Genomic DNA, 465 nt, shown 5'->3' on the forward strand with positions numbered 1-465 from the left:
GGTCAGATGGGAAAAAGAGACAGGGCCGGCATAGTCCACCTGGCGCCAGGGCTTGTAGATGGGAGTGAACACGCCGGTGCGGGCGGCCCAAATGACAAAAAAGGCGATAACCCCGGTGCTCATCACATCCATGGCCAAGATTTTCATGATTAGATTTCGCTTGACCACCACTCCCCAAAAGCCCAGCAGGATCGTAAGGACAATTGCAGCGTGTACCATGGGTACCTTGCCGTTTGAGCCTCGACGGTGATTCCGGTATTTCTGTAGTCCATTTAGCTAGAAACCGCAGAACCCCGCCCTGTAGCCGTAGGGCCAGGGCTGGGAAGAATGCAGATGACGTCGTATAGTTGTAACATGACCCAAGTTTTAACTATCTCCTGCAAGCTCAAGGTATCTGGGTCGCAAGCCGCCAAGCTGGAGGCGACTCTGGATGCGTTTGCACAAGCACTCCTCGCGCCAGCGGGC

General features: G+C 55.1%; 1 protein-coding gene. It reads right to left on the minus strand.

The features are described 5' to 3' along the window. A partial coding sequence (locus NW858_RS13130; protein WP_414520659.1) for a cation:proton antiporter subunit C occupies window positions 1-219 on the minus strand: 219 nt, incomplete at its 3' end. Between the last annotated feature and the right edge of the window lie 246 nt (window positions 220-465).

The sequence above is a fragment of the Synechococcus sp. H55.10 genome (assembly GCF_047502715.1).
Classification (GTDB): domain Bacteria; phylum Cyanobacteriota; class Cyanobacteriia; order Thermostichales; family Thermostichaceae; genus Thermostichus.